The organism is Pseudomonas sp. KH_021, assembly GCF_057838865.1.
On record NZ_CM174477.1, the window covers coordinates 2,239,279 to 2,260,313 of the forward strand.

At 59.6% G+C, this 21,035-nt stretch carries 15 protein-coding genes and 2 pseudogenes; 14 read left to right on the top strand and 3 right to left on the bottom strand.

Annotated elements, in window-relative coordinates:
* The first annotated feature begins 39 nt into the window (after window positions 1-39).
* Window positions 40-558, top strand: a complete 519-nt coding sequence (gene phaR, locus AC3IX4_RS10550; RefSeq protein ID WP_489260471.1) for a polyhydroxyalkanoate synthesis repressor PhaR — start codon at window positions 40-42, stop codon at window positions 556-558.
* Window positions 559-600: 42 nt separating this feature from the next.
* Here the strand turns inward: phaR and AC3IX4_RS10555 are convergent, their stop codons facing one another.
* Window positions 601-837: a TetR family transcriptional regulator C-terminal domain-containing protein gene (locus AC3IX4_RS10555; protein ID WP_489260472.1), complete on the bottom strand. Its 237-nt coding sequence runs from the start codon at window positions 835-837 to the stop codon at window positions 601-603.
* Window positions 838-1,073: 236 nt separating this feature from the next.
* Here AC3IX4_RS10555 and AC3IX4_RS10560 point away from each other — a divergent pair, with 236 nt between their 5' ends.
* The 8 genes from AC3IX4_RS10560 to AC3IX4_RS10595 all read left to right on the top strand — a co-directional run bounded on the left by AC3IX4_RS10560 (window position 1,074) and on the right by AC3IX4_RS10595 (window position 10,373).
* Window positions 1,074-2,513 (top strand): NAD-dependent succinate-semialdehyde dehydrogenase, encoded by a 1,440-nt coding sequence (locus AC3IX4_RS10560; protein ID WP_489260473.1) that lies wholly within the window; start codon window positions 1,074-1,076, stop codon window positions 2,511-2,513.
* Between the two features lie 52 nt (window positions 2,514-2,565).
* Window positions 2,566-3,969: a Rieske 2Fe-2S domain-containing protein gene (locus AC3IX4_RS10565; RefSeq protein WP_489260474.1), complete on the top strand. Its 1,404-nt coding sequence runs from the start codon at window positions 2,566-2,568 to the stop codon at window positions 3,967-3,969.
* A gap of 82 nt (window positions 3,970-4,051) precedes the next feature.
* Entirely contained in the window at window positions 4,052-5,002 is a 951-nt protein-coding gene (locus tag AC3IX4_RS10570) for a PDR/VanB family oxidoreductase (RefSeq protein ID WP_489260475.1), read from the top strand.
* Window positions 5,003-5,052: 50 nt separating this feature from the next.
* Window positions 5,053-6,513, top strand: coding sequence for a sulfatase family protein (locus tag AC3IX4_RS10575; RefSeq protein ID WP_489260476.1), 1,461 nt, complete (start codon window positions 5,053-5,055; stop codon window positions 6,511-6,513).
* 80 nt (window positions 6,514-6,593) lie between these two features.
* Window positions 6,594-8,252, top strand: coding sequence for a GMC family oxidoreductase (locus tag AC3IX4_RS10580; RefSeq protein WP_489260477.1), 1,659 nt, complete (start codon window positions 6,594-6,596; stop codon window positions 8,250-8,252).
* Between the two features lie 174 nt (window positions 8,253-8,426).
* Window positions 8,427-8,840: a YidH family protein gene (locus tag AC3IX4_RS10585; protein ID WP_489260478.1), complete on the top strand. Its 414-nt coding sequence runs from the start codon at window positions 8,427-8,429 to the stop codon at window positions 8,838-8,840.
* Window positions 8,841-8,843: 3 nt separating this feature from the next.
* Window positions 8,844-9,188, top strand: a complete 345-nt coding sequence (locus AC3IX4_RS10590; RefSeq protein ID WP_489260479.1) for a DUF202 domain-containing protein — start codon at window positions 8,844-8,846, stop codon at window positions 9,186-9,188.
* An 81-nt stretch (window positions 9,189-9,269) separates the two neighbouring features.
* Window positions 9,270-10,373: an IS110 family RNA-guided transposase gene (locus AC3IX4_RS10595; protein ID WP_489261185.1), complete on the top strand. Its 1,104-nt coding sequence runs from the start codon at window positions 9,270-9,272 to the stop codon at window positions 10,371-10,373.
* Between the two features lie 372 nt (window positions 10,374-10,745).
* Here AC3IX4_RS10595 and AC3IX4_RS10600 read toward each other — a convergent pair whose 3' ends face one another.
* Together AC3IX4_RS10600 and AC3IX4_RS10605 are read right to left on the bottom strand one after the other, a co-directional pair.
* Window positions 10,746-11,990: an OprD family porin gene (locus AC3IX4_RS10600; protein WP_489260480.1), complete on the bottom strand. Its 1,245-nt coding sequence runs from the start codon at window positions 11,988-11,990 to the stop codon at window positions 10,746-10,748.
* Between the two features lie 32 nt (window positions 11,991-12,022).
* Entirely contained in the window at window positions 12,023-12,868 is an 846-nt protein-coding gene (locus AC3IX4_RS10605; RefSeq protein ID WP_489260481.1) for a TSUP family transporter, read from the bottom strand.
* Window positions 12,869-13,052: 184 nt separating this feature from the next.
* Between AC3IX4_RS10605 and AC3IX4_RS10610 the strand changes: the two genes are divergently transcribed.
* From AC3IX4_RS10610 to AC3IX4_RS10630, 5 genes and pseudogenes are all read left to right on the top strand, one after another.
* Window positions 13,053-13,826: a GntR family transcriptional regulator gene (locus AC3IX4_RS10610; RefSeq protein ID WP_489260482.1), complete on the top strand. Its 774-nt coding sequence runs from the start codon at window positions 13,053-13,055 to the stop codon at window positions 13,824-13,826.
* A gap of 454 nt (window positions 13,827-14,280) precedes the next feature.
* Window positions 14,281-15,594, top strand: a complete 1,314-nt coding sequence (locus AC3IX4_RS10615; protein WP_489260483.1) for an MFS transporter — start codon at window positions 14,281-14,283, stop codon at window positions 15,592-15,594.
* 105 nt (window positions 15,595-15,699) lie between these two features.
* Window positions 15,700-18,501 (top strand): annotated as a pseudogene (locus AC3IX4_RS10620) (FAD-binding and (Fe-S)-binding domain-containing protein); the annotation flags it as partial.
* Between the two features lie 1,301 nt (window positions 18,502-19,802).
* Window positions 19,803-20,003 (top strand): annotated as a pseudogene (locus AC3IX4_RS10625) (HAMP domain-containing protein); the annotation flags it as partial.
* Window positions 20,004-20,018: 15 nt separating this feature from the next.
* Complete coding sequence (locus AC3IX4_RS10630) at window positions 20,019-20,861, top strand: methyl-accepting chemotaxis protein (protein WP_489261264.1); 843 nt, start codon at window positions 20,019-20,021, stop codon at window positions 20,859-20,861.
* Window positions 20,862-21,035 lie beyond the last annotated feature (174 nt).

Here is a 21,035-nt window from a genome sequence, read left to right on the forward strand (position 1 = left end):
AGATAACGCCGATTCCTGCACCTCCTCGAGAAACGCCCCATGCCGCCCGATCGTCAGAACAGTTCGCACCTGATCAAGAAATATCCCAACCGCCGCTTGTACGACACCCACACAAGCAGCCACGTGACCCTGGCCGATATTCGCCAATTGGTCATCGATAAGATTCCCTTCCAAGTGGTCGACGCCAAGAGCGGCGAGGACCTGACGCGCAGCATCTTGCTGCAAGTCATTCAAGACGCTGAAAGCGGCGGTGAGCCGATCTTCTCCAGCGATATGCTGATGGGCATCATCCGTTTCTATGGCCCTCTGCAGGGCGTGTTCGGCAACTATCTGGAAAAAAGCATCGAGACGGTCATGGACATCCAGACTCAGACGGGCGAGCAGTCCTCCCGGGCCTGGGGTGAGTTCATGCAGCAGCAGGCGCCGGTCATGCAGGATTTGATGAGCCAGTACGTCGAGCAATCCAAGGCGCTCTACTTGAACACGCAGAACCTCTTTGGTTTGTTTGGCGGCAAATCCGCAAGCCAGGATGATGCGGACGATAAGCAAAAAAAATGACCACGGATGCTTTACACAGGCAGATACGGTGGTTCATGACGCTTACAGGTTGCAGCTGACCAGGGCGATAAAGGCGTCCCGGGTTTCATCCAGTGCGGCTCGGGATTTTTCCAGCTTGGCGCAGAGCACCGCACCTTCCCGGGTATTCCAGAAAAATTTGGCCATCGCTGTGGTATTGGCATCGTTGGCAATTTCCCCTAGGGCCTTGGCTTCGTCCAGGCAGGCCTGATTCCGTAGTCGCCAGTTCTTCAGCACCTCCCGCAAGCCGAAAATTCTCATCCAGTGCCGCGAGCTCCTGACTCAGGTTGCCCCGGTCTCGCAATTCCCCCTTTTCTCCATCGCGGGCTCCCAAAAGGCGTTCATCGTTTGTCGTGGGCGCCGAAAAAATCCTGTGTGAAGTGTTTGACACCAATAAAGCTATAGCTATATAGTTTTCGAAAGGGTGAAAATAACAATGCGCACCACGCGCTATCCGCCCTGGTTCACCGCTCAGACAACCAGCAGGAGCAAGATCCATGTATGAAGTAGAGCTAGGTCTGTATATCGACGGTCAATGGCGCGCTGGCGAGGGTCGCCGCACCCTCCCGGTAGTCAATCCCGCTACTGAAGAAGTACTGGCCCATCTCCCGCTGGCGAGTGAGCAGGACATCGCGGACGCGCTGGCGTCGTCGCAGGAAGGTTTCGAAATCTGGCGAACTGTCTCGGCCTGGGACCGTCAGGTGGTGATGAACCGTGCCGCCGACTTGATCCAGGTGCGCCGCGAAAACCTGGCTCAGGTGCTCACCCTCGAAAACGGCAAACCCTTGGCTGATGCCCGCGGTGAGATTGACCGGGTAGTGGAGACCATCAAATGGTGTGCAGAGGAGGGCAAGCGTGCCTACGGCCGTCTGCTGCCGCCGCGTCAGCCTGAGCTGGTGCAGACTACCGTGAAGCGCCCGATCGGTCCGGTCGCGGCCTTTGCCCCCTGGAACTTCCCGGCCGTACTGGTGGCGCGCAAGGTGGCTGCAGCCCTGGCTGCCGGCTGCTCGGTGGTGGTCAAGCCCGCCGAAGAAACCCCCGGTGTCTGTGTCGGTGTCATCCGCGCTTTCATTGATGCCGGTTTGCCCAAGGGTGTGATCAACATGCTGTTCGGCGAACCGAGTCAGGTTTCCGAACTGCTGATTGCTTCGCCGATTACTCGCAAGGTTTCGTTCACAGGTTCCGTGCCTGTTGGACGTCTGCTCAGTACCCTGGCAGCGAAGCAGCTCAAGCCCGTCACCATGGAGCTGGGCGGACATTCGCCAGTGGTGGTGTTCGACGATGTGGATGTGCAGGCCGTGGCTCGCGCCTGTGCCAGCTTCAAGTTCCGCAATGCCGGCCAGGTCTGCGTATCGGCCAGCCGCTTCTTCGTGCATGAACGGGTTTATGAGGCGTTCACTCGTCACTTTGTCGAATTCGCCAATGCAGTGAAAGTCGGCAATGGCCTCCAAGCGGGCATCAGCATGGGCCCGCTGGCCAACGCTCGGCGCCTGGAGTCGACGATGGATCTGGTGGCCGATGCCAAATCGCGAGGCGCCACGGTTGCCGCGGGCGGCAATCGAATGTTCGATCGCGGGTATTTCTTCCAGCCAACCGTGCTGACCGATCTGGATCCGCAATCGCGCATTCTGCATGAGGAACCCTTCTGCCCGGTCGCTCCGATTATGCCGTTCAGCGACTTCGACGAAGTCATGCAGCGCGCCAACGGTGTGGATTTCGGTTTGGCAGCCTACGCCTTCACCCACTCAATCAAACGAGCAGCGGCTGTTAGCGAAGGCTTCGATGCCGGCTGGATCGGCATCAACAGCTTTACCCCCGCTTTGGCAGATGCGCCGATCAGTGGCACCAAGCAAAGCGGTATCGGTCACGAAGGTGGCCCTGAAGGACTGGATGCTTACTTGCAGACTCGCTTTGTCAGCCAGGCAAGTTCCGTTTAGTCCGCGAAGTGATGCTTACCCTAACAATAATAGTAATGATGAGGATCGAACCATGAGCCGTGCAGATGGTAAAGCGCAGAACATTCCTTTCGGTGGCTACCACTACAACATCATCCCGACCGAAGATGCCGAGCTGACCCGCGTTGGCCCAGGCACCGAAATGGGCGAGTACATGCGCCGTTTCTGGCACCCGGTTTGCCTGTCCGAGGAGCTGGGCGAGCTGCCAAAGGCCATCCGTATTCTCGGTGAAGACCTGGTGGCGTTCCGTGATCGTAGCGGTCAGATCGGTGTTCTGCATCGCCACTGTGCCCACCGTGGCGCTTCGCTGGAATTCGGCATCATCCAGGAAAATGGCATTCGTTGCTGCTACCACGGCTGGAAGTGGGGCGTAGACGGTACGCTGATGGAAACCCCTTGCGAGCCGGAAGGCAGCAAGCTCAAAGAGAGCATCTGCCAGCCCGCTTACCCGGCGTTCGAGCGCCACGGCCTGGTGTTCGCCTACATGGGCCCACCGGATCAGAAGCCGAAGTTCCCTGAGTACGAATCCTTCACCCAGCCGGCCGGTACGGAGCTTGTGGCCTTCTCCAACGTCTACCCCTGCAACTGGCTGCAGGTGTTCGAGAACATCATGGACCACATGCACACGGCGGTGCTGCATAACAACATGACCGTTGAAGGCGTGGACGCAGCGACCTCCGCCGGTGTCTCCCTGGAAGGCTTCGGTGACATGCCGGTCATGCACTGGGAACCGACCCGAGATGGCAACGGAGTTGCATTCGTCGCCGGGCGTCGCGTAGGCGAAGACAAGGTGTGGACTCGCATCACCGAAATGACGTTCCCGCACCTGTGCCAGATCGGCTCGCTGGTGCCGTCGGCGGCCGAAGAGCGTCACTCCACGGTTGCCATGAGCCGCTGGCACGTGCCGGTGGACGACACCAATACCATCCTGTTCGGCTGGCGCCATTTCAACGATGAAGTGGACCCTCGTCATCTGGGCTGCAAAGAAGATTGTGGCGTAGACAAGATCGACTTCCTCGAAGGACAGACCGGCAGCCGCACCTATGAAGAAGGTCAGCGTGCACCGGGCGACTGGGAAGCACTGGTCAGCCAGCGCCCCATCGCGATTCACGGCATGGAACACCCAGGTCGTTCGGACATCGGTGTCTACCTGTGCCGCAAGCTGTTGCGTGATGCTGCTCGCAAGCTGGCCGAAGGCAAGCCGGTGGGTCGTGCCGACCTGGACAGCGATGACCCGCTGGCCATGTACTCCCAGGATTCGGTGCTGAAAATCGCCCGTGCCCCGGCCCGTGACGATCGCGAACTGCTGATGGAAATCAACCGCAAAGTCATCGGTGTGATGAAGGACGCTGATCGTTTCCCGGCCAGTGAGCGCGACGCTTATGTACGCCAGCGTCTCGATGAGCTCGACGATCAGCAGCTCTTCCAGAAGCGCTGATTGGGTTGTCGGGCTTGGCCGGGCCAGGCCCGACAAACTGACGACTCATCGCCCAGACAACAAAAAAAGATCGAGGCGCAGCATGCAAACAGTCAAAGTACGGTGCATCGAGAACCAGGCGGCTGGTATCAACACCTTCGAGTTCGTCGATCCGGCAGGCAAACCGTTGCCTCCTTTCACCGCGGGTGCGCATATCGACGTGCACCTGCCCGGCGGTTTCATTCGTCAGTACTCCCTGTGCAACAGCCCGCAAGAGCGGGGCCGGTATGTGATCGGCGTATTGAACGTTGCCGATGGCCGCGGCGGTTCGCGCAGCCTGCACAGCAACGTGAAGGCTGGCGATCTCCTGCAAGTTTCCGAACCTCGCAATCATTTCCCCGTCGTCGACAAAGCACAGCGGCATCTGTTGATCGGTGGAGGCATCGGCGTGACGCCGATGATGGCGATGCTCGAGCATTTTGAAGCGAGCGGCGCTGAATACATTCTTTACTACTGTGGCGAGACGCCTGAACGCACCGCGTTCAAGGAGCGCCTGTCGTCGCTGCTCGGCAAACACGTCGTCATCCATTACGACGGGGGGGATCCGGCCCGTCGCCTGGACATCCGCGAACTGCTGATGCATCACGAGCCCGGTACTCATCTGTATTGCTGTGGCCCAGGCGGGCTGATGGCAGGTGTCAAGGCGGCGGCCGAGCATTGGCCAGAAGGCACGGTGCACTTTGAGCACTTTGCGGCACCTGTACAGCCGCAAAGCGCCAGCACCGCCAGTGAGGGTGAATTCCAGATCACCCTGGCTCGTAGTGGCCAAACCCTTGATGTTCCCAGCAGCAAGAGCATCGCAGAGGTCCTGCGTGAAGCCGGCCTCCCGTGCGAAACCTCTTGTGAGGCCGGCATCTGCGGCACCTGCAAGACCCGTTTTATCGACGGCGAGGTCGACCATCGCGATTTCATTCTCAGTGACGACGAAAAACAGGAGCACCTGCTGATCTGCTGCTCCCGTTCCAAGAGCTCGACGCTGGTGCTGGATCTGTAAAAAAATTTCCCTGTAGAAAGCTATGTAGCTGTCTAGCTTTGGAGAACAACATGACTAAAGCCAAAAACCTCATCGTGTTTATGTCCGATGAACATAACCCTAAAGCCCTCGGCTGCTACGGCAATGATTTCGTCAAGACGCCGAACCTGGACGCCATCGCCGCCAGCGGTACTCGGTTCACCTCCGCCTATTGCAACTCGCCGGTATGCATTCCGGCCCGTGCGACCTTTGCCACCGGCCGCTACATCCACCAGATGGGTTTCTGGGACAACGCCGACCCCTACGATGGTTCCGTGACCAGCTGGCACCACCGTGTTCGTGACGAAGGCCAGCACTGCGTATCGATCGGCAAGTTGCACTTTCGCTCCATCGATGACGACAACGGTTTCAGTCAGGAAATCGTGCCGATGCATGTCATCGAAGGCAAAGGCGACCTGATGGGCCTGGTGCGCGAAGACCTGCCGCGTCGCGGTGGCGCCTGGAAAATGGCCGGTCAGGCCGGTCCAGGTGAGTCGTCCTACACCATGTACGACCGCAACATCGCTGCGCTGGCGCAGACCTGGTTGCGTGAAGAAGCGCCGAAACACCAGGACAAGCCATGGGTACTGTTCGTCTCTTTCGTCGCCCCGCACTTCCCGCTGACTGCACCGCCCGAGCATTTCTATCGCTACTACCTGGATGACAACCTGCCTTGGCCAAAGCTGTACGACAAGGCCGAGCGCCCGAACCATCCGTTCATCAAGGATTACGCCTCAAGCTTTGCCTATGACGACTTCTTCGACACCGAAGACAAGGTACGTCGTGCCTTGGCCGGCTATTACGGCCTGGTCAGCTTCCTCGACGAAAACATTGGCAAGGTGATGAGTGCCCTCGAAGGCAGCGGCCTGCGCGATGACACGCGGATCATCTACACCAGCGACCACGGCGACAACCTGGGCAGTCGCGGCCTCTGGGGCAAGTCGACGATGTTTGAAGAAGCCGTGGGTGTGCCGCTGATTATCTCCGGTGACGGCATCCCGGCGGGCATCGAGAAAAAGACCCCAATTACCCATATCGACGTTTACCCGAGCATTCTCGAAGCGGTCGGCATTGCCCCCACCGAAGCCGAAAAAACCCTCTCGGGCGAATCCCTGTTCACGCTGGCCAACCAGCCCGATGGCGATCGTCTGGCCTTCGCCGAATACCACGGCATGGGCTCGGCGACCGGTGCCTTCATGATCCGCGACGACCGTTACAAGTACGTTCACTACGTCGATTACCCGCCGCATCTGTTCGATCTGCTGGAAGACCCGGAAGAACTGCTCAACCTGGCTGAGATTCCGGGCCACGAGGGGCTGGTCGCCGAGTACCGCGCCAAGATGGAAACCGTCTGTATTCCCAAGGATGTGGATGCCCGTGCCAGGAAGCGTCAGGCCGAGCTGTTGGAGCTCAACGGTGGCCGTGAAGCGGTGGTGGCCCGTGGTGACCTGGGGTACTCGCCACCTCCAGGGGTTGCGGTGGATTTCAACTGAGGCATTGCCTCGGCTCCTGAAAACAATAAGGCGGGCGGGCTGTGCAGGGCCCGGCCGGCCAACCAGCAAGGAGAACACCCATGAACGGACCTGAATACGATTACATCGTGGTGGGCGCAGGCTCAGCCGGATGCGCCTTGGCCAACCGTCTCAGTGAAGGCGGAAAAAACACTGTCCTGCTGCTCGAAGCGGGCCCGAACGATAGGCACTTCTGGATTCACCTGCCGATCGGCTATGGCAAGACCATGTTCAACCCGACCTATAACTGGTCCTTCCATACCGAGCCTGTGCCCGCGCTGGATAACCGCCCCATCTACTGGCCACGGGGCAAAACCCTGGGCGGCTGCAGCTCGATCAATGGCCTGGTCTACATCCGTGGCCAGTCGCAGGACTATGACCATTGGGAAGCGCAGGGAAACCAGGGTTGGGGCTGGCGCAACGTGCTGCCTTACTTCAAGAAAATGGAGTGCAACGAGCGAGGCGAAAGCGAGTACCACGGTGGCAGCGGTCCGTTGCATGTATCGGACCTGCGCGAGCCCAACGAATTGGTTGAAGCCTTTATCCGCGGAGCCAACCAGATCGGTGTGCCACGTAATCATGACTTCAATGGCGCGCAGCAGGAAGGCGTTGGCTATTTCCAGCTCACCACGCGCAATGGCTGGCGTTGCTCGGCAGCCAAGGCTTACCTGAAGCCAATCCGCGACCGCAAGAACCTGACCGTCGAAACCGACGCTCAGGCCAGCAAGGTCCTGATGAGTGGCAAGCGTGCGGTCGGGATCGCTTATGAGCGGGCAGGGCAACCGGTAACGGCCAAGGCACGCAAGGAAGTCCTGCTGTGCGCGGGTGCCCTGCAATCGCCGCAACTGTTGCAGCTGTCCGGCATCGGCCCACGGGAGGTGCTGGAAGAACACGGCATCGACCTGGTGCATGAATTGCCGGGTGTCGGTCGCAATCTGCAGGATCACCTGCAGATCCGCATTATGTTCAAGTGCACCAAGCCGATCACCACCAACGACCAACTGCGGACACTTTGGGGCCAGGCGCTGATCGGCATGAAGTGGGCTTTCTTGCGCAAGGGGCCGCTGTCGGTGGGTATCCAGCAGGGCTGCATGTTCGCCAAGAGCCGCCCGCAAGAGAAGACCCCCGATATTCAGTTCCACTTCGGCACGCTGAGTGCGGACATGACGGCTGGCAAACCCCATAAATGGCCCGGGTTCACCATGTCGGTCTGCCAGTTGCGCCCGACCAGTCGTGGTGAATTGCGGATTCGTTCGAAGAACCCAAAGGATACCCCCTGGATCGAACCCAACTACCTGGCCACCGAAGAAGATCGGCAAACCATGGTTCGTGGTTTCAAAATGGCCCGCAAACTTGCAGCGAGCCAGGCCATGGCAGGTTACATCGCCGATGAGTACAACCCAGGTGTGTCGGTGCAGACAGACGAAGACATGCTGAGTTTTGTTCGCCGCAACGGCTCGTCAATTTTTCACCCGGTAGGCACCTGCAAAATGGGTAGCGGCCCAGAAGCGGTGGTTGACGAGCGGCTGCGGGTTCATGGAATTGAAGGGCTGCGGGTGGTCGATGCGTCGATCATGCCGACGTTGATCTCTGGCAACACCAACGCCCCGGCGATGATGATCGCCGAAAAAGCGGCGGACATGATCAAGGAAGATGAGCTTTATCCAAAGGCCCGCACCGTGATCACGACGCCCATGGATAACGCCAGGGTGCAGGCTTAGCCCAACGCCGATGTAGGAGCTGGCTTTAGCCGCGATGAACGCACCACGGTACGTCAGGCAAACCGCGGTGCGTTCATCGCGGCTAAAGCCAGCTCCTACACGACAGTAAAGGCCCTCACGGCAGACTGCCGTCGAGGGCTTTTTTGGTTTTGGCATTCAACAGGCAGACAGATCATGACGGCACAACAGAAAGACTTGAGCACCGCCGGGCGCGGCGACCGCGGCCGGCTAGCCTCACGGCTGCTGGCGAGCGGCAGTGAACCCGATCCACGTTTCACCCTGGCCAACGAGCGAACTTTTTTGGCCTGGATCCGCACCGCCTTGGCACTGCTGGCCGGCGGCATCGCCGTGGAGGCCTTTACCCTGGATGTGTTTACCTCAGCGGTGCGCACGACACTCTCGGTTTCCCTGCTGCTGATGGCGATGCTCATCAGCGGCTCGGCTTGCATGCGCTGGCTGAATGTTGAACGGGCACTGCGCAACAAGGCCCCGCTGCCACTGCCGCTGCTGGTGCCCCTGCTGTCGATGGGGGGTGCGCTGGTGACGCTGGTGTTGATTGGTGTTTTCCTGTTGCGTCAGGTGCATTGAGCCATGGCACGTCGTCGCCCTGTCGTGCGCCCGCTTCAGGCACCGCACGATGACGCCGGGTTGCAGCCGGAACGAACCTCCCTGGCCTGGGGGCGTACCCTGTTGGTGTTGTTGGTTGTCGCCTGTATTTTTCTGCGCTGGATGCAAACCCAGGGGAGGGTGGGTGCAGTGCTGGCGCTACTGAGTGTGTTCGCCGCGATGTACATCTGGATGACCCAGCGACGTCGCTACCGGCGCAGCGCTCGCGCCATCCTAACCGGGCGTTTGCGGGCCGATGTCACGTCGGTGTTGTTGACGAGCGGGGTGGTGGCCTGTCTGGCCGGAGTGTCTCTTTGGGCCGTACTGTAATTACATGGACTCGCCCCAACCGAGGCGTCTATGCGCCACGGTGGCATCTATAAAGAAGCCAACGACAGCGAGGGCGAGCCCATGAAAAAGCATACGACCAACAATCACTCTTTGTCTTCAGCCGACCTAGCAACCTGTTCGACCGTCTCGGTAGATCTTGCCAAGAGGGTCTTCCAGGTGGCCGGGGAAAACGCCCTGGGCCAAGTGGTGTACGAGGACCGAATCAAATCGCGCGAAGCCTTCCAGGCGTTTCTTCGCCAACTGCCCATGAGCGTCATGGTGCTGATGGAAACAGGCCCAGGCGCTCAGGCATGGGCGCGGTTGCTGCAGGCCCAAGGCAACCCGGTGCGGATCCTGCCTGCGCAGCATGTGGCCGATCATCGCAGCGGGCCGAAGAATGATCGCAACGATGCACATGCGATCTTGCGGGCGGGTCGAGATAGTCGGATTGTCTCAGTGCCGGTCAAAAGTGCCGCGGCGCTGGCCATGCAGGCACTGCATCGCGCCCGCCAGGGCTATGTGCGGCGGCGCACGGCCATGGGTAATCAGATGCGTGGCTTGCTGCTCGAGCATGGCGTGGCCTTGGCGCAAGGTGAGGCGGCGATCAGCCGGGTGGTGCCGCGGATACTCGAGGATGCCACCCAGCCGCTGCCGGATCTGCTGCGCGAGCTGATTGCTGAGCTGCTCGGCGAATGGAGCCAGTTGGGCGAGCGCGTCAGCGTGTTGACCGGCCGACTGGAAACGGCCGCACAGCAGGATGAGACGGCGAAAAGGTTGATGACGGTGCGTGGCATCGGTCCGATCATCGCCACCGCGCTGCTGGCCAAGCAGGTCGAGCCTGAGCGCTTCGCCAACGCACGCCAGTTTGCCGCCTACTTTGGTTTGGTGCCCACTCAGCACAGCAGCGGACAGAAAATCCGGCTGGGCAAGATGAGCAAGCAGGGCGACGCCTACCTACGCAGCCTGGCGATCCAGGGCGCGCATGCGGTCTTGAGACAGGTGCGGCCTGATTCGGAACAACCCGATGACCGGCGCTTGCTGCGCTGGCTGTGTCGCTTGGGTCGCAAGGAAACGGCCGTCCGATTGGCCAACCGTACCCTACGCATCGTCTGGGTATTACTGAAAACCGAGCAGACCTATCGTCGCCACATGGGCAATGTCCAGGAGGCGACGATGAGTCACTGATCCACAGAGTTCTGCCACCGGGGCGTTAAAGCGCTCCAACCCTTGCTAAAGAACATTGACCCCAGGTCAGACCGTCGCGGATTGATGCCTGTGCTCCTACTGGCCCTTGAGGCCTTAACGTAATTGGCATACCGCGAGCTTATTGAATGTTGGCCAGAAGCCGATCAGGCTTCCTCGAGTAGGCCTTATACATAGATGCAGCCGGGTAGCAGTGTTCAAAAGCGGGTTGATAGTGGGGGCGAGTCCATACATAGGAGCAGGGTTTACCCGCGATGAACGGTGACGCGATGTTCCTGAAGTCCACGGCAATCAATCATCGGCAAACCATGCTCCTGCGAACCGACGCGGGATTGCCCCGCGCCGGCTTTGTGCTTACCAGACCGCCAATTTATAGCCGACCAGCACGCGGTTCTCGTCCACATCACGGTCCAGTCCGCTACCCGAGCGGAAATTGATATTACGCATCTGGACGTAGACGTTCTTCAGCGGACCGCTCTGCACCGTGTAGGTAAGATCGATGTCGCGCTCGCGCTCGGTACCCTGCTCGCGGCCCTGGACAAGCGCGTGGTCACCGCTGACGTAACGGGTCATGAAGGTCAGGCCGGGCATTCCGAGTGCCGTGAAATCGTAATCGTAGCGCACTTGCCAGGAATCCTCTTCTTCACGGGCAAAGGTGTTGTAGAAAGACAAGTTGACGATATAGGGATCGTTGCCAATGAACGGAAACTCACCCGTACCGGAGATGCGCTGGTAGGCGCCGCTGAACTTGTGGCCACCCAACGTCAGGCTGACCATGCCGTTGAGGTTGTTATTGGCGAAACGACCCATTTTTGCAGTGCCGTCATCGTTACTGCGAAAGTACCGAAGGTCGGTACGCAGGCTCGCACTTTTGCTCAGTGCCACGGTATGGACGAGGCCGACGAAATGCTGTCGATAGATGTCTTCGAGTTCGCCGTAGTAATAGCTGGTGGTCAACTCTGGGGTGAGTTTGTAGCTGCCGCCGGCAAAGTCGAAGTGATCGCTTTCCACGCCGCCGCGGTAATAAGTGATGCGGTCATTGCTGCTGGAGTTGCGCAGGTTTGCCTGGGTGATGCGACCGGCATTGACCGTCAGGCCGTCGATCTCATTCGAGGTCAGCATGCCACCGCTGTAGCTCGAAGGCAGCAGGCGCCCGAAGTTATAGTTCAGCACTGGCAGGGTCGGGTAAAGCGTACCCAGGCGCAGGACACTCTTGGATACCTTGAGTTTTGCGGTGAAGCCCAGTTCGCTGAATTCGCTCGCTGGCGTGCCGTCGGCACTTTGCGCAAGGATGCCATTGTCGCCGCTGCGACCGCGGGCCGAATCCAGTTTCAGGCCGAGCGCGGCATGGGCATCCAGCCCCACGCCAATGGCTGTGTCAGTAAAGCCGGACTCAGCATGCATGACGAATCCCTGCGTCCACTCATCCTGCGTCTCTGGGCTACCCGGTTGCCGATAATCGCGGTTCATGTAGAAGTTGCGAATGTCCAGGTTGGCAGTGCTGTCGGCTATGAAGTCCGCCGAGGCATTGCAGCACATGACGAGGCTGGACAGGCCGAGCAACGGGGTGGGCAGTGCGGTTAACCGTAGATATTTCATTGTTTTTATCTCTAGGGCAGGGATCTACAAGCTCAAGGCATAGGCTTTGAGTACTGCGGTGACACAACGGGAAAAGTTTTGCCTGGGGGCGCCGCCACAACCGATTTCACAGGGGCGGCAAGGGCGCTGGGCAGCACCGCGGTGAGCGAGATGAAACCGCCCATCGCGACAAAGAGGGCGAAGGCACCGCGACGCATACTCAGGTCCGAGAGTTGCGGCGGAAAACGCACATACAGCCAGCTGGCGAGCATCGCGACTGGGATCGACAGGATGCCAAGCGACATGACCTCTGCGTTCAGCTCGCCCTGCAGCCCCTGCATCACCAAACGGACCAGGGACATGGCGCCGGACAGCGCCAGCAGGCTGGTGCGAATGGCCTGAATGGAAACCGGCTGACGATAGTAGTGATAGATCAGCGGCGGCCCCGGTATGCTAAACAGGCCGCCCATCAAGCCGCCGAGCACGCCCATCATGACGAAGCTCATGGGGCTTGAACGGGATGGGTGAGGGCGTGGCTTGATGAACAAGGCAATACCGCCTGCCGCAATCAGCCCGCCCAGCAACAGTTGCAGCAGGGCGGTATGCTCTTCGCCCATTTGGCCCAGTAACCACAGGCCCAGCAGTGTGCCCGGTACCAGGCCAATGAGGGTCTGGAAGAACGAGGCTCGGTCAATATGCCGCCAGTGGCGAGCCAGGGCGATGGCGATGCCGGGCAGGGCGACGATAGTGATGGTAGTGGCAACGGTGGCGATGGGGGCGGCGTGGGTGAGTACGGCAATCGCCAGTACGACAATACCCAGTGCGAACCCGGTGAAAGCTTGCAGGTAACTGCCAACGGCCACAGCGACAAGAATGATGACGAGCGAGTGTTGTTCCATGGATCATCCTGCCAAGAGCACGGCTGCTATTTTTGCCTCACGCCAAGGGCGGTTAGTACCGATGTCGAATCAGGCAGGCACTGCGGCGCATTTTCGAGCGTTACAAGCTATAATATGAAGCTATATAGCTTTAGTCAACGGCTCTCTGGCAAGCATTGTCGGATGGGTCTGAAGGAGAACAAAAATGTCGGAAGTAGAGACGATTGATTTTTACGATCGTTATCAGTCACAGGAAGTGCTCGGCTTGCCCAAATACGCGCAGTTGCGGGAAACCCTGCTGGCGGCGATCAATGATGGCTACTGGGGGCCGGGCTCCCAGTTACCCAATGAATCCACACTGGCGGCCATTACCCCGTTTAGCCTCGGGACGGTGCAGAAAGCGCTGCGTGAACTGGTTCAGGCCAAAGTGATCGTGCGTCGTCATGGGCATGGCACTTTCGTGGCCGAGCGAACCCAGCCGATGATGTCGCCCATGCACTTGCGCTTCGAGGACGGCGACGGGCAGGTCCTGCCGATCTATGCCACGGTGGTCGGCCAGGAAACCGGGCTGGACGGTAAAGAATGGGCAGACAAGCTGGGCTCGAACGTGCGCACTGTGGTCAAGGTTGACCGAGTGTTCGCAGTGGCGGAGCTGTTCCAGTGTTTCAGCCACTTCTATATCGACAGCGACCGCTTCCCGGCGTTTGCCGAGACAGAACTGCTCGACTTTGCCGGGGCAAACTTCAAGGCGCTGTTGTTCAACCGGTACAACATCAGCATCGTCAGCCTCGACCAGAAGCTGCGTTGCGAACGTTTCCCGGACGAGGTGTGCCACCAGTTGGCGCTGGAAGAAGGGTCAGTCGGCGCGGTACTTGAATTTCTCGCCATGGGCAACAATGGACGGCCGCTGTATTTTCAGGAGGCGTTCATTCCGCTCAATAGCTATCGACTGCGCCTGGATGCCAACCTGGAGCCTTGACCGCGTCGGGTTCCCTATAACAGGGGCCATCCCCTGGCTCCAAGTCGGCCCGCTGCAGGTTTAACGCAAACTTGCAGCAAGGCTGCCGACGCTTGGCAAACCCCCTACTTGATATGAACCCCCAGCGGGCGCTATAGCGCTGTGCGTCTTCTGACGGGCGGAGACAAAACCCCTATACCTTCTTAGCTATAGTGCTATATAGTTATTGTGCGATCGCGATAAAAACAACAACAACAATTCGACTGGGGCCAAAGTACCTTCAGTCAGCCTGGAGAACGTCATGTCTGTGAACACATCGTTTCCTGCTATCTTGAGCCAAGTCCTTCGCATTTCAGGAGTCCCCCGTCCTCGAGGCCGGATCCCATCCGGTCCTTTGTTTTCAGAATGTTTTAGTTAAGCCCATTTCGGTTCGCTCACGACGCCCCGATGGTTCAACATAATTCTGAGGTGGGATATGGCTCGCTTTAAAAGTACCAAAACGCATGCTTGGGTCATCACGATCCTGCTTGCCGTGTTCATGGTGATCAACTTCATGGACAAGGCGATTCTCGGCATCGTCGCAGCGCCCCTGATGGCCGACCTGGGACTCTCTCCCGCTGAGTTCGGCATGATCGCCAGTAGCTTTTTCCTTCTATTCTCGTTGTCGGCCATCGGTTTTGGCTTCGTCGCCGAGCGGGTGTCATCCAAGAAACTATTGCTGGTGTGTGCTGGCATCTGGGGTGTGGCGCAGTTTCCGCTGGCCTTTGTTGCCTCGGTACCGCTGCTGTATTTTTCACGCATCCTGCTCGGTGCGGGGGAGGGGCCGGCTTATCCGTTGGCGCTGCATTCCTGCTACAAGTGGTTCCCCAACGACAAGCGCAACTTGCCGTCTGCCGTGATCTTTCAGGGCGTCACCGCGGGCCTTTTGATCTCCGGCCCGCTGCTGACCTTTGTCGTGGTGAAGTGGAGTTGGCATGCGGCGTTTATGGCGCTGGGTGTGGCTAGCCTGGTGTGGATGGCGCTGTGGGCTTACTTCGGTGCTGAAGGCAAGGTCACTGAGCAAGGCTCGGTGCAGGCCGATGCCGATGCTCCCCGCCTGCCATATTGGCAGCTGATTACCGACAGAACCTTCCTGGCCAACATGTTGATGTACTGGACCAGCTATTGGATCTTTTCGGTGATGTTCACGTGGGTACCCTCCTATATGGGCAAGGTGATGCACTACGACCCGACTGACGCTGGCTGGATGTTCATGGTGTTCACCGCGTTCAACATCCCGATCGTCCTCGGCGGTTCCTGGGTGTCCCAGCGGTTGCTCAAATCTGGGCTCGCCTCGAAGTATGCACGGGGTTGGTTGACCTCCTTGCTGGTGCTGATTGGCGGTGCACTGATTCTGTTCGCGGTCTTCTTTGTGCAAAATCCACTGCTCAAAGTCATCCTCTTGGCGATTGGCTGCAACTTGCCACAGATCACCTTCGTGCTGAGTTCGGCGATCGTCGCCGAGATCATGCCAGCCGGGCAGCGCTCCTCGATGATGTCCATCAATAGCGCCCTTGCCACCACCGGCGGCCTGGTCGCTCCCGCACTGATGGGCGCTTTCATCCAGGGCGCCACAACCCCTGCGCTGGGCTATGACAAGGGTTTCGTGGTCGCTGGCGTGCTGTGCGTTATCACCAGTGCCATCGGCTTGCTACTCATCAATCCCGAAGCGAGCAAACGCCGGTTTGCCCGGCTTATCGAGACTCGGGCTGGTTCGTCGACCCGTTCCCGGAGCATTTTGGCCAAGTGATCGGACCGTCAGCGGTCGTGCATAGCACCGCTGATTCGCCGTTTGACCCGCCGCTGTGGCTTGGCACATCCGCCAGGGTGCAGCGGTGATTGATGGAGACAAGCAATGTTACCGGTGACTTTTACCACCGCCGTCGAAAGGCTGATCCCCCGTGATCGGCGTTTCGATGATCCGCTCTCGACCCTCGCGTTTGGCACCGATGCCAGCTTTTACCGGCTGATTCCCAAGCTGGTGCTGCGGGTCGAATCCGAACACGAAGTGGTCGCGCTGCTCAAGCTGGCCGATGCCGAACGCGTGCCGGTGACCTTCCGCGCCGCCGGCACCAGCCTGTCAGGCCAGGCGATTTCCGACTCGGTACTGATCGTCCTGGGCGACCATTGGAACCGCCGGGATATCCGTGGCGAAGGCCTGCAGATTCGTCTGCAACCCGGCGTCATCGGAGCCCAGGCCAATGCTGCACTGGCGCCCTTCAAGCGCAAGATCGGTCCTGATCCCGCGTCGATCGGCGCCGCCAAGATCGGCGGCATCGTCGCCAACAATTCCAGCGGCATGTGCTGCGGCACGGCCCAGAATACCTATCACACCCTTGCGGGCTTGCGTCTGGTCCTGGCTGACGGCACCGTGCTGGACAGTGAAAGCCCGACCAGCGTCGCCGCCTTTCGCGCGAGCCATGGCGAGCTGCTGGAGCAACTCGCCGAACTGGGTCGGCAGACCCGGGCCAATACCCACTTGGCCAGCAAGATTCGCCACAAGTATCGATTGAAAAATACCACCGGCTTCTCGATCAACGCCCTGATCGATTTCGAGGACCCGCTGGATATTCTCAATCACCTGATGGTGGGTTCCGAAGGGACCCTGGGGTTCATCAGTGCGGTGACCTATGACACCGTGCCCGATCACCCACACAAGGCCAGCGCACTGATCGTCTTTCCCGACGTCGGAACCTGCTGCAATGCGGTACCGGTCCTCAAACAACAGCCTGTCGCGGCCGTGGAGCTGCTTGATCGACGCAGCCTGCGTTCAGTGGAGAACATGGCTGGCATGCCCGCGTGGGTACGTGAACTGTCTGCCGGCGCCTGTGCCCTGTTGATCGAGTCACGTGCCGCGAGCGCTGCGCTGCTGCAAGAGCAACTGGCGCAAGTCATGGCCTCCATCGTGCATTTCCCGGTGGAGAAACAAGTCGACTTCAGTGACGATCCGGTGGTCTACAACCAGCTCTGGCGGATCCGCAAGGACACCTTCCCGGCAGTTGGAGCAGTGCGCCAGACGGGAACCACGGTGATCATCGAGGACGTGACCTTTCCGGTCGAAAAACTGGCCGAAGGCGTTAACCGGCTGCTCGAACTATTCGACAAGCATGGTTACGACGAAGCGATCATTTTCGGCCACGCCCTTGAAGGAAACCTGCATTTCGTTTTCACCCAGGGTTTCGATGACCCGCGCCAGGTGGCCCGTTACGAAGCCTTCATGGGCGACGTGACCCAACTGGTCGCCGTGGAATACGGCGGTGCACTCAAGGCCGAGCACGGCACCGGGCGCAATATGGCGCCTTTCGTCGAGCTTGAATGGGGCACTGAAGCCTACCAGCTGATGTGGAAAATCAAGCGCCTGCTCGATCCTCGCGGCATTCTCAACCCCGATGTGGTGTTATCTGAAGATCCGCAAATCCACCTGAAAAACTTCAAGCCGATGCCGGCCGCCGACGACATCGTCGACAAGTGCATCGAGTGTGGTTTCTGCGAACCGGTTTGCCCGTCCAACGGCCTGACGCTGACCCCACGTCAGCGCATCGTCATCTGGCGCGACATCCAGGCGCGCAAGCGTGCCGGCATGGATACCACTGAGCTGGAGCGCGCCTATCAGCGCCACGGGCTTGATACCTGCGCTGCCACTGGGCTGTGCGCCCAGCGCTGTCCGGTGGGCATCAACACCGGGGATCTGATTAGAAAACTGCGCGGTACCCAGTCAGGCAACCCCCGAGCGGCCAACTGGCTGGTCGAGCATTTCGCCTCGGCCGTGCAGGGTGCCCGTTTCACGTTGTATCTGGCCAACACCGCACACCGGATGCTGGGCACGCAGCGGTTCATCAAGACCACGACGGCCCTGACCAAGGTCAGCCAAGGCAGGCTGCCCCAATGGACACCGGCGATGCCGCAGCCCGTACAGCGCCTGCAGCTCCCCACGCCCGCCACCCAGGACGAGCGCCCGCGGGTGGTGTACCTGGCCGCCTGCGTGTCCCGCGTCATGGGCCCGGCGGCCAAGGATCAAGAGCAGCAAACACTGTTCGATAAAACGTGCGGCCTGCTGGAAAAGGCAGGCTACCAGGTGGTGTTCCCGGACAACCTGAACGAGCTTTGCTGCGGCCAGCCTTTTGCCTCCAAAGGCTACGCCGAACAGGCAGAGCATAAACGCCAGGAAGCCCTAGGTGCCTTGCTCAAGGCCAGCCGCGGCGGGCTCGACCCGATTTACTGCGACACCAGCCCCTGTACCCTGCGGCTGATGCAAGATCTGGCGGATGAGCGACTTGAGATCCATGACCCGGTGCGCTTCATTCGCACCTATCTGCTCGACCGTCTGGAGTTCGAGCCTCAGGAGGCACCGATCGCCGTGCATGTCACCTGTAGCACCCAGCACCTCGGAGAAGCGCAAGCGTTGATCGACATCGCCCGGCGTTGTGCCAAGCAGGTGGTCATACCCGAGGGCATCCATTGCTGCGGCTTCGCCGGCGACAAGGGCTTCACCACCCCGCAACTGAACAGCCACGCGCTGCGCAATCTCAAGGACGCCGTGCGATTCTGCGACGAAGGCATCTCCACCAGCCGTACCTGCGAGATTGGCTTGACCCACCATAGTGGCATTGACTACCACGGGCTGGTTTACTTGGTGGATAGAGTCAGCCGCCGCAAACTGCCGTTTCAGACACAGTCATTATCTGTGACGCAAGTGGCTGATCCTGAGAGAGCCTTTGAGCACGTTCAGAATTGAGTGCGAGCACCACTTCCCCTTGTCGCCATGCGCAGCAAGATGGCTTTGAGAAACAGCGTATTATGGTATACCGTGATCCGCTGTTCGCGCGACCACAGGACAAGTGATCCCCCGAGCACTATCGATGGTGACATTTGGGGGGTTCTATGCAATTCAAGTCCATTCAGTTTTCCGTTGTCGCGCTGGCTGGCGCCAGCGTCCTTGCGGTGGTGTCTGCACTGGTGGTTTATGCGCTGTTCTCCGGGGCCCGTACCGAGGCGTTGGTCCAGAAGGTCACCCAGGGCATGCTTGAGCAAGTCATCGAAAAGCGCTTGGTCTCGATTGCACAGGAGCAAGTCAGCCAGATTCAGCGCGAACTGGAAGTACCCCTGATCATCGCCGCCGATCTGGCTCGCACTCATCACCTGCTTGGCGACCACCCGGCGACAGATACCGTGCTTGCCAGTAGTCGCGAGCAGTTATCGCGCTTGGCCCGCGACACGTTGCACACCCACCCCAAACTGCTGACGACCTATATCGGCTGGGAGAAAAACGCATTTGGCAGCATCGATGCAACCTATGCTGGCACCGATACCCAGACGCATGACGCCAGTGGCCGATTTGGCCCTTGGTGGTTTCGCAACGACGACGGCAGCCTGGCGGCGCAACCGCTATCCGACATGGAGAACCAGACGCTGCTACCCAGCGGCCTGCGTGCAGGCGAGTATTATTTGTGCCCGCAAGAGACACGACACAACTGCGTGACTGACCCGGCACCGTTCACGCTGGGGGGCAAGACGGTGATGCTGTCCTCCTTTGTCGTCCCTATTGTGGTCAAGGATAAATTCCAGGGCATCGTCGGCGCTGACTTGTCTGTCGACTTTATCCAGGATCTTCTGGTCAATGCGGGCAAAAATCTCTATGACGGGGCCGGTGAGATAGCGCTGATTGCCAATAATGGTCATTTGGTGGCCTACACCCAGGACGCGAGCAAACTGGGCGAGCCGGCCAATCTGGTATTGGCGCCCCAGGTACTGGCCAGCCTCGAGCGCCTGGGCAATGACGCTGCGCTCTATGAGGTCGACAAGGCTCAAGGGCAGATCAGGCTAGTGCTGTCATTTGCCATCGCTGATACCGGCTCACGCTGGACGCTGATGCTGCAGCTACCCATTGACGTCGTGATGGCCGAATCGCGCCAGCTGCAGCAAGACTTATCGGCGTTTCGGGATAAGGAAATCCTCGGCATGGTGCTGGTCGGTCTGTTGATTGGTGGCATTGGGCTGCTGGTGATCTGGCTGGTGGGCTACGGAATCGCCAACCCGCTCAAGCGAATGGTCGCCATGCTTGAAGATATCGCCCAGGGAGAGGGTGACTTGACCCGCCGGCTGCACAGCGATCGTCGTGATGAACTGGGCACGATCGCTAACGGCTTCAACCTGTTTCTGAACAAGCTGCAAGTCATGATCGGTCAAGTGGTGGGTTCGGTGCAGGAACTCAATGCGGCTTCAAAACACACCGCCAGCATCGCGATTCGCACGGATCAAAACATCCACAAGCAGCTTGCCGAAATCGAACAGGTGGCCACTGCCGTGCATGAGATGGCAGTGACGGCGCAAGAGGTCGCGAGCAATGCCAGCCATGCTGCCCAAGCGGCATGCAACGCCGATCAGGCTGCCCATCGGGGACGCGCTCTGGTCGTCAATACTGCCGACTCGATTACCCGCCTGGCCGGTGATATGGGCAGCGCCGTGGGCGCCGTGCAGAGCCTGGCCCGGGACGGTGAGAATATCAACGCCATCCTGGTGAGCATTCGCGGCATCGCCGAACAAACCAATTTGTTGGCGCTTAACGCAGCGATTGAGGCGGCCAGGGCCGGTGAACAGGGCCGAGGATTTTCCGTGGTCGCGGACGAAGTCCGCAACCTGGCGCAGAAGACTCAGCGAGCCACCGAGGAAGTTCACGGGATTATCCAGCAGCTTCAGCAAGGCACCCGGGAAGTGGTCAAGATCATGGAAAGCAGCCAGGCCAGGACTGAAGAGAGCGTGGTCCAGGCCAATGAAGCTGCCCACGCCCTTGAGTCAATTACGCGAGCAGTATCAGTGATCAATGATATGAATACCCAGATCGCCAGCGCCGCCGAGGAACAGAGCGCCGTCGCTGAAGACATCAACCGCAACGTGAGCACTATCGGGCAAGTGGCCCGAGAGGTCACCGAGGGGGCGCAACAGGCCCGCCAGGCCAGTTCCGAGCTTGCGACACTGGCCGGGCAGCAACGTGAATTGATCAATCAGTTCAAGGTCTGATGTAGGAGCCAGCCTTGGCTGCGATGAGCGCGCCGCGGTGCATCAGGCAAATCGCGGTGCGGCAATCGCAGCCAAGGCTGGCTCCTACAGGGTGATGGCCATAGGTATCTACACAATTCTGGGGCAGCGCGGCTCTTGTAGCCGCTGCCGAGGTACGAGGCTGCGATCGGCGGC

What these genes read in the sequence shown, in the direction of transcription:
- phaR (WP_489260471.1), top strand. Translation starts at nt 40, where the DNA reads ATGCCGCCCGATCGTCAGAACAGTTCGCACCTGATCAAGAAATATCCC.
- AC3IX4_RS10555 (WP_489260472.1), bottom strand. Translation starts at nt 837, where the DNA reads ATGAGAATTTTCGGCTTGCGGGAGGTGCTGAAGAACTGGCGACTACGG.
- AC3IX4_RS10560 (WP_489260473.1), top strand. Translation starts at nt 1,074, where the DNA reads ATGTATGAAGTAGAGCTAGGTCTGTATATCGACGGTCAATGGCGCGCT.
- AC3IX4_RS10565 (WP_489260474.1), top strand. Translation starts at nt 2,566, where the DNA reads ATGAGCCGTGCAGATGGTAAAGCGCAGAACATTCCTTTCGGTGGCTAC.
- AC3IX4_RS10570 (WP_489260475.1), top strand. Translation starts at nt 4,052, where the DNA reads ATGCAAACAGTCAAAGTACGGTGCATCGAGAACCAGGCGGCTGGTATC.
- AC3IX4_RS10575 (WP_489260476.1), top strand. Translation starts at nt 5,053, where the DNA reads ATGACTAAAGCCAAAAACCTCATCGTGTTTATGTCCGATGAACATAAC.
- AC3IX4_RS10580 (WP_489260477.1), top strand. Translation starts at nt 6,594, where the DNA reads ATGAACGGACCTGAATACGATTACATCGTGGTGGGCGCAGGCTCAGCC.
- AC3IX4_RS10585 (WP_489260478.1), top strand. Translation starts at nt 8,427, where the DNA reads ATGACGGCACAACAGAAAGACTTGAGCACCGCCGGGCGCGGCGACCGC.
- AC3IX4_RS10590 (WP_489260479.1), top strand. Translation starts at nt 8,844, where the DNA reads ATGGCACGTCGTCGCCCTGTCGTGCGCCCGCTTCAGGCACCGCACGAT.
- AC3IX4_RS10595 (WP_489261185.1), top strand. Translation starts at nt 9,270, where the DNA reads ATGAAAAAGCATACGACCAACAATCACTCTTTGTCTTCAGCCGACCTA.
- AC3IX4_RS10600 (WP_489260480.1), bottom strand. Translation starts at nt 11,990, where the DNA reads ATGAAATATCTACGGTTAACCGCACTGCCCACCCCGTTGCTCGGCCTG.
- AC3IX4_RS10605 (WP_489260481.1), bottom strand. Translation starts at nt 12,868, where the DNA reads ATGGAACAACACTCGCTCGTCATCATTCTTGTCGCTGTGGCCGTTGGC.
- AC3IX4_RS10610 (WP_489260482.1), top strand. Translation starts at nt 13,053, where the DNA reads ATGTCGGAAGTAGAGACGATTGATTTTTACGATCGTTATCAGTCACAG.
- AC3IX4_RS10615 (WP_489260483.1), top strand. Translation starts at nt 14,281, where the DNA reads ATGGCTCGCTTTAAAAGTACCAAAACGCATGCTTGGGTCATCACGATC.
- AC3IX4_RS10630 (WP_489261264.1), top strand. Translation starts at nt 20,019, where the DNA reads ATGATCGGTCAAGTGGTGGGTTCGGTGCAGGAACTCAATGCGGCTTCA.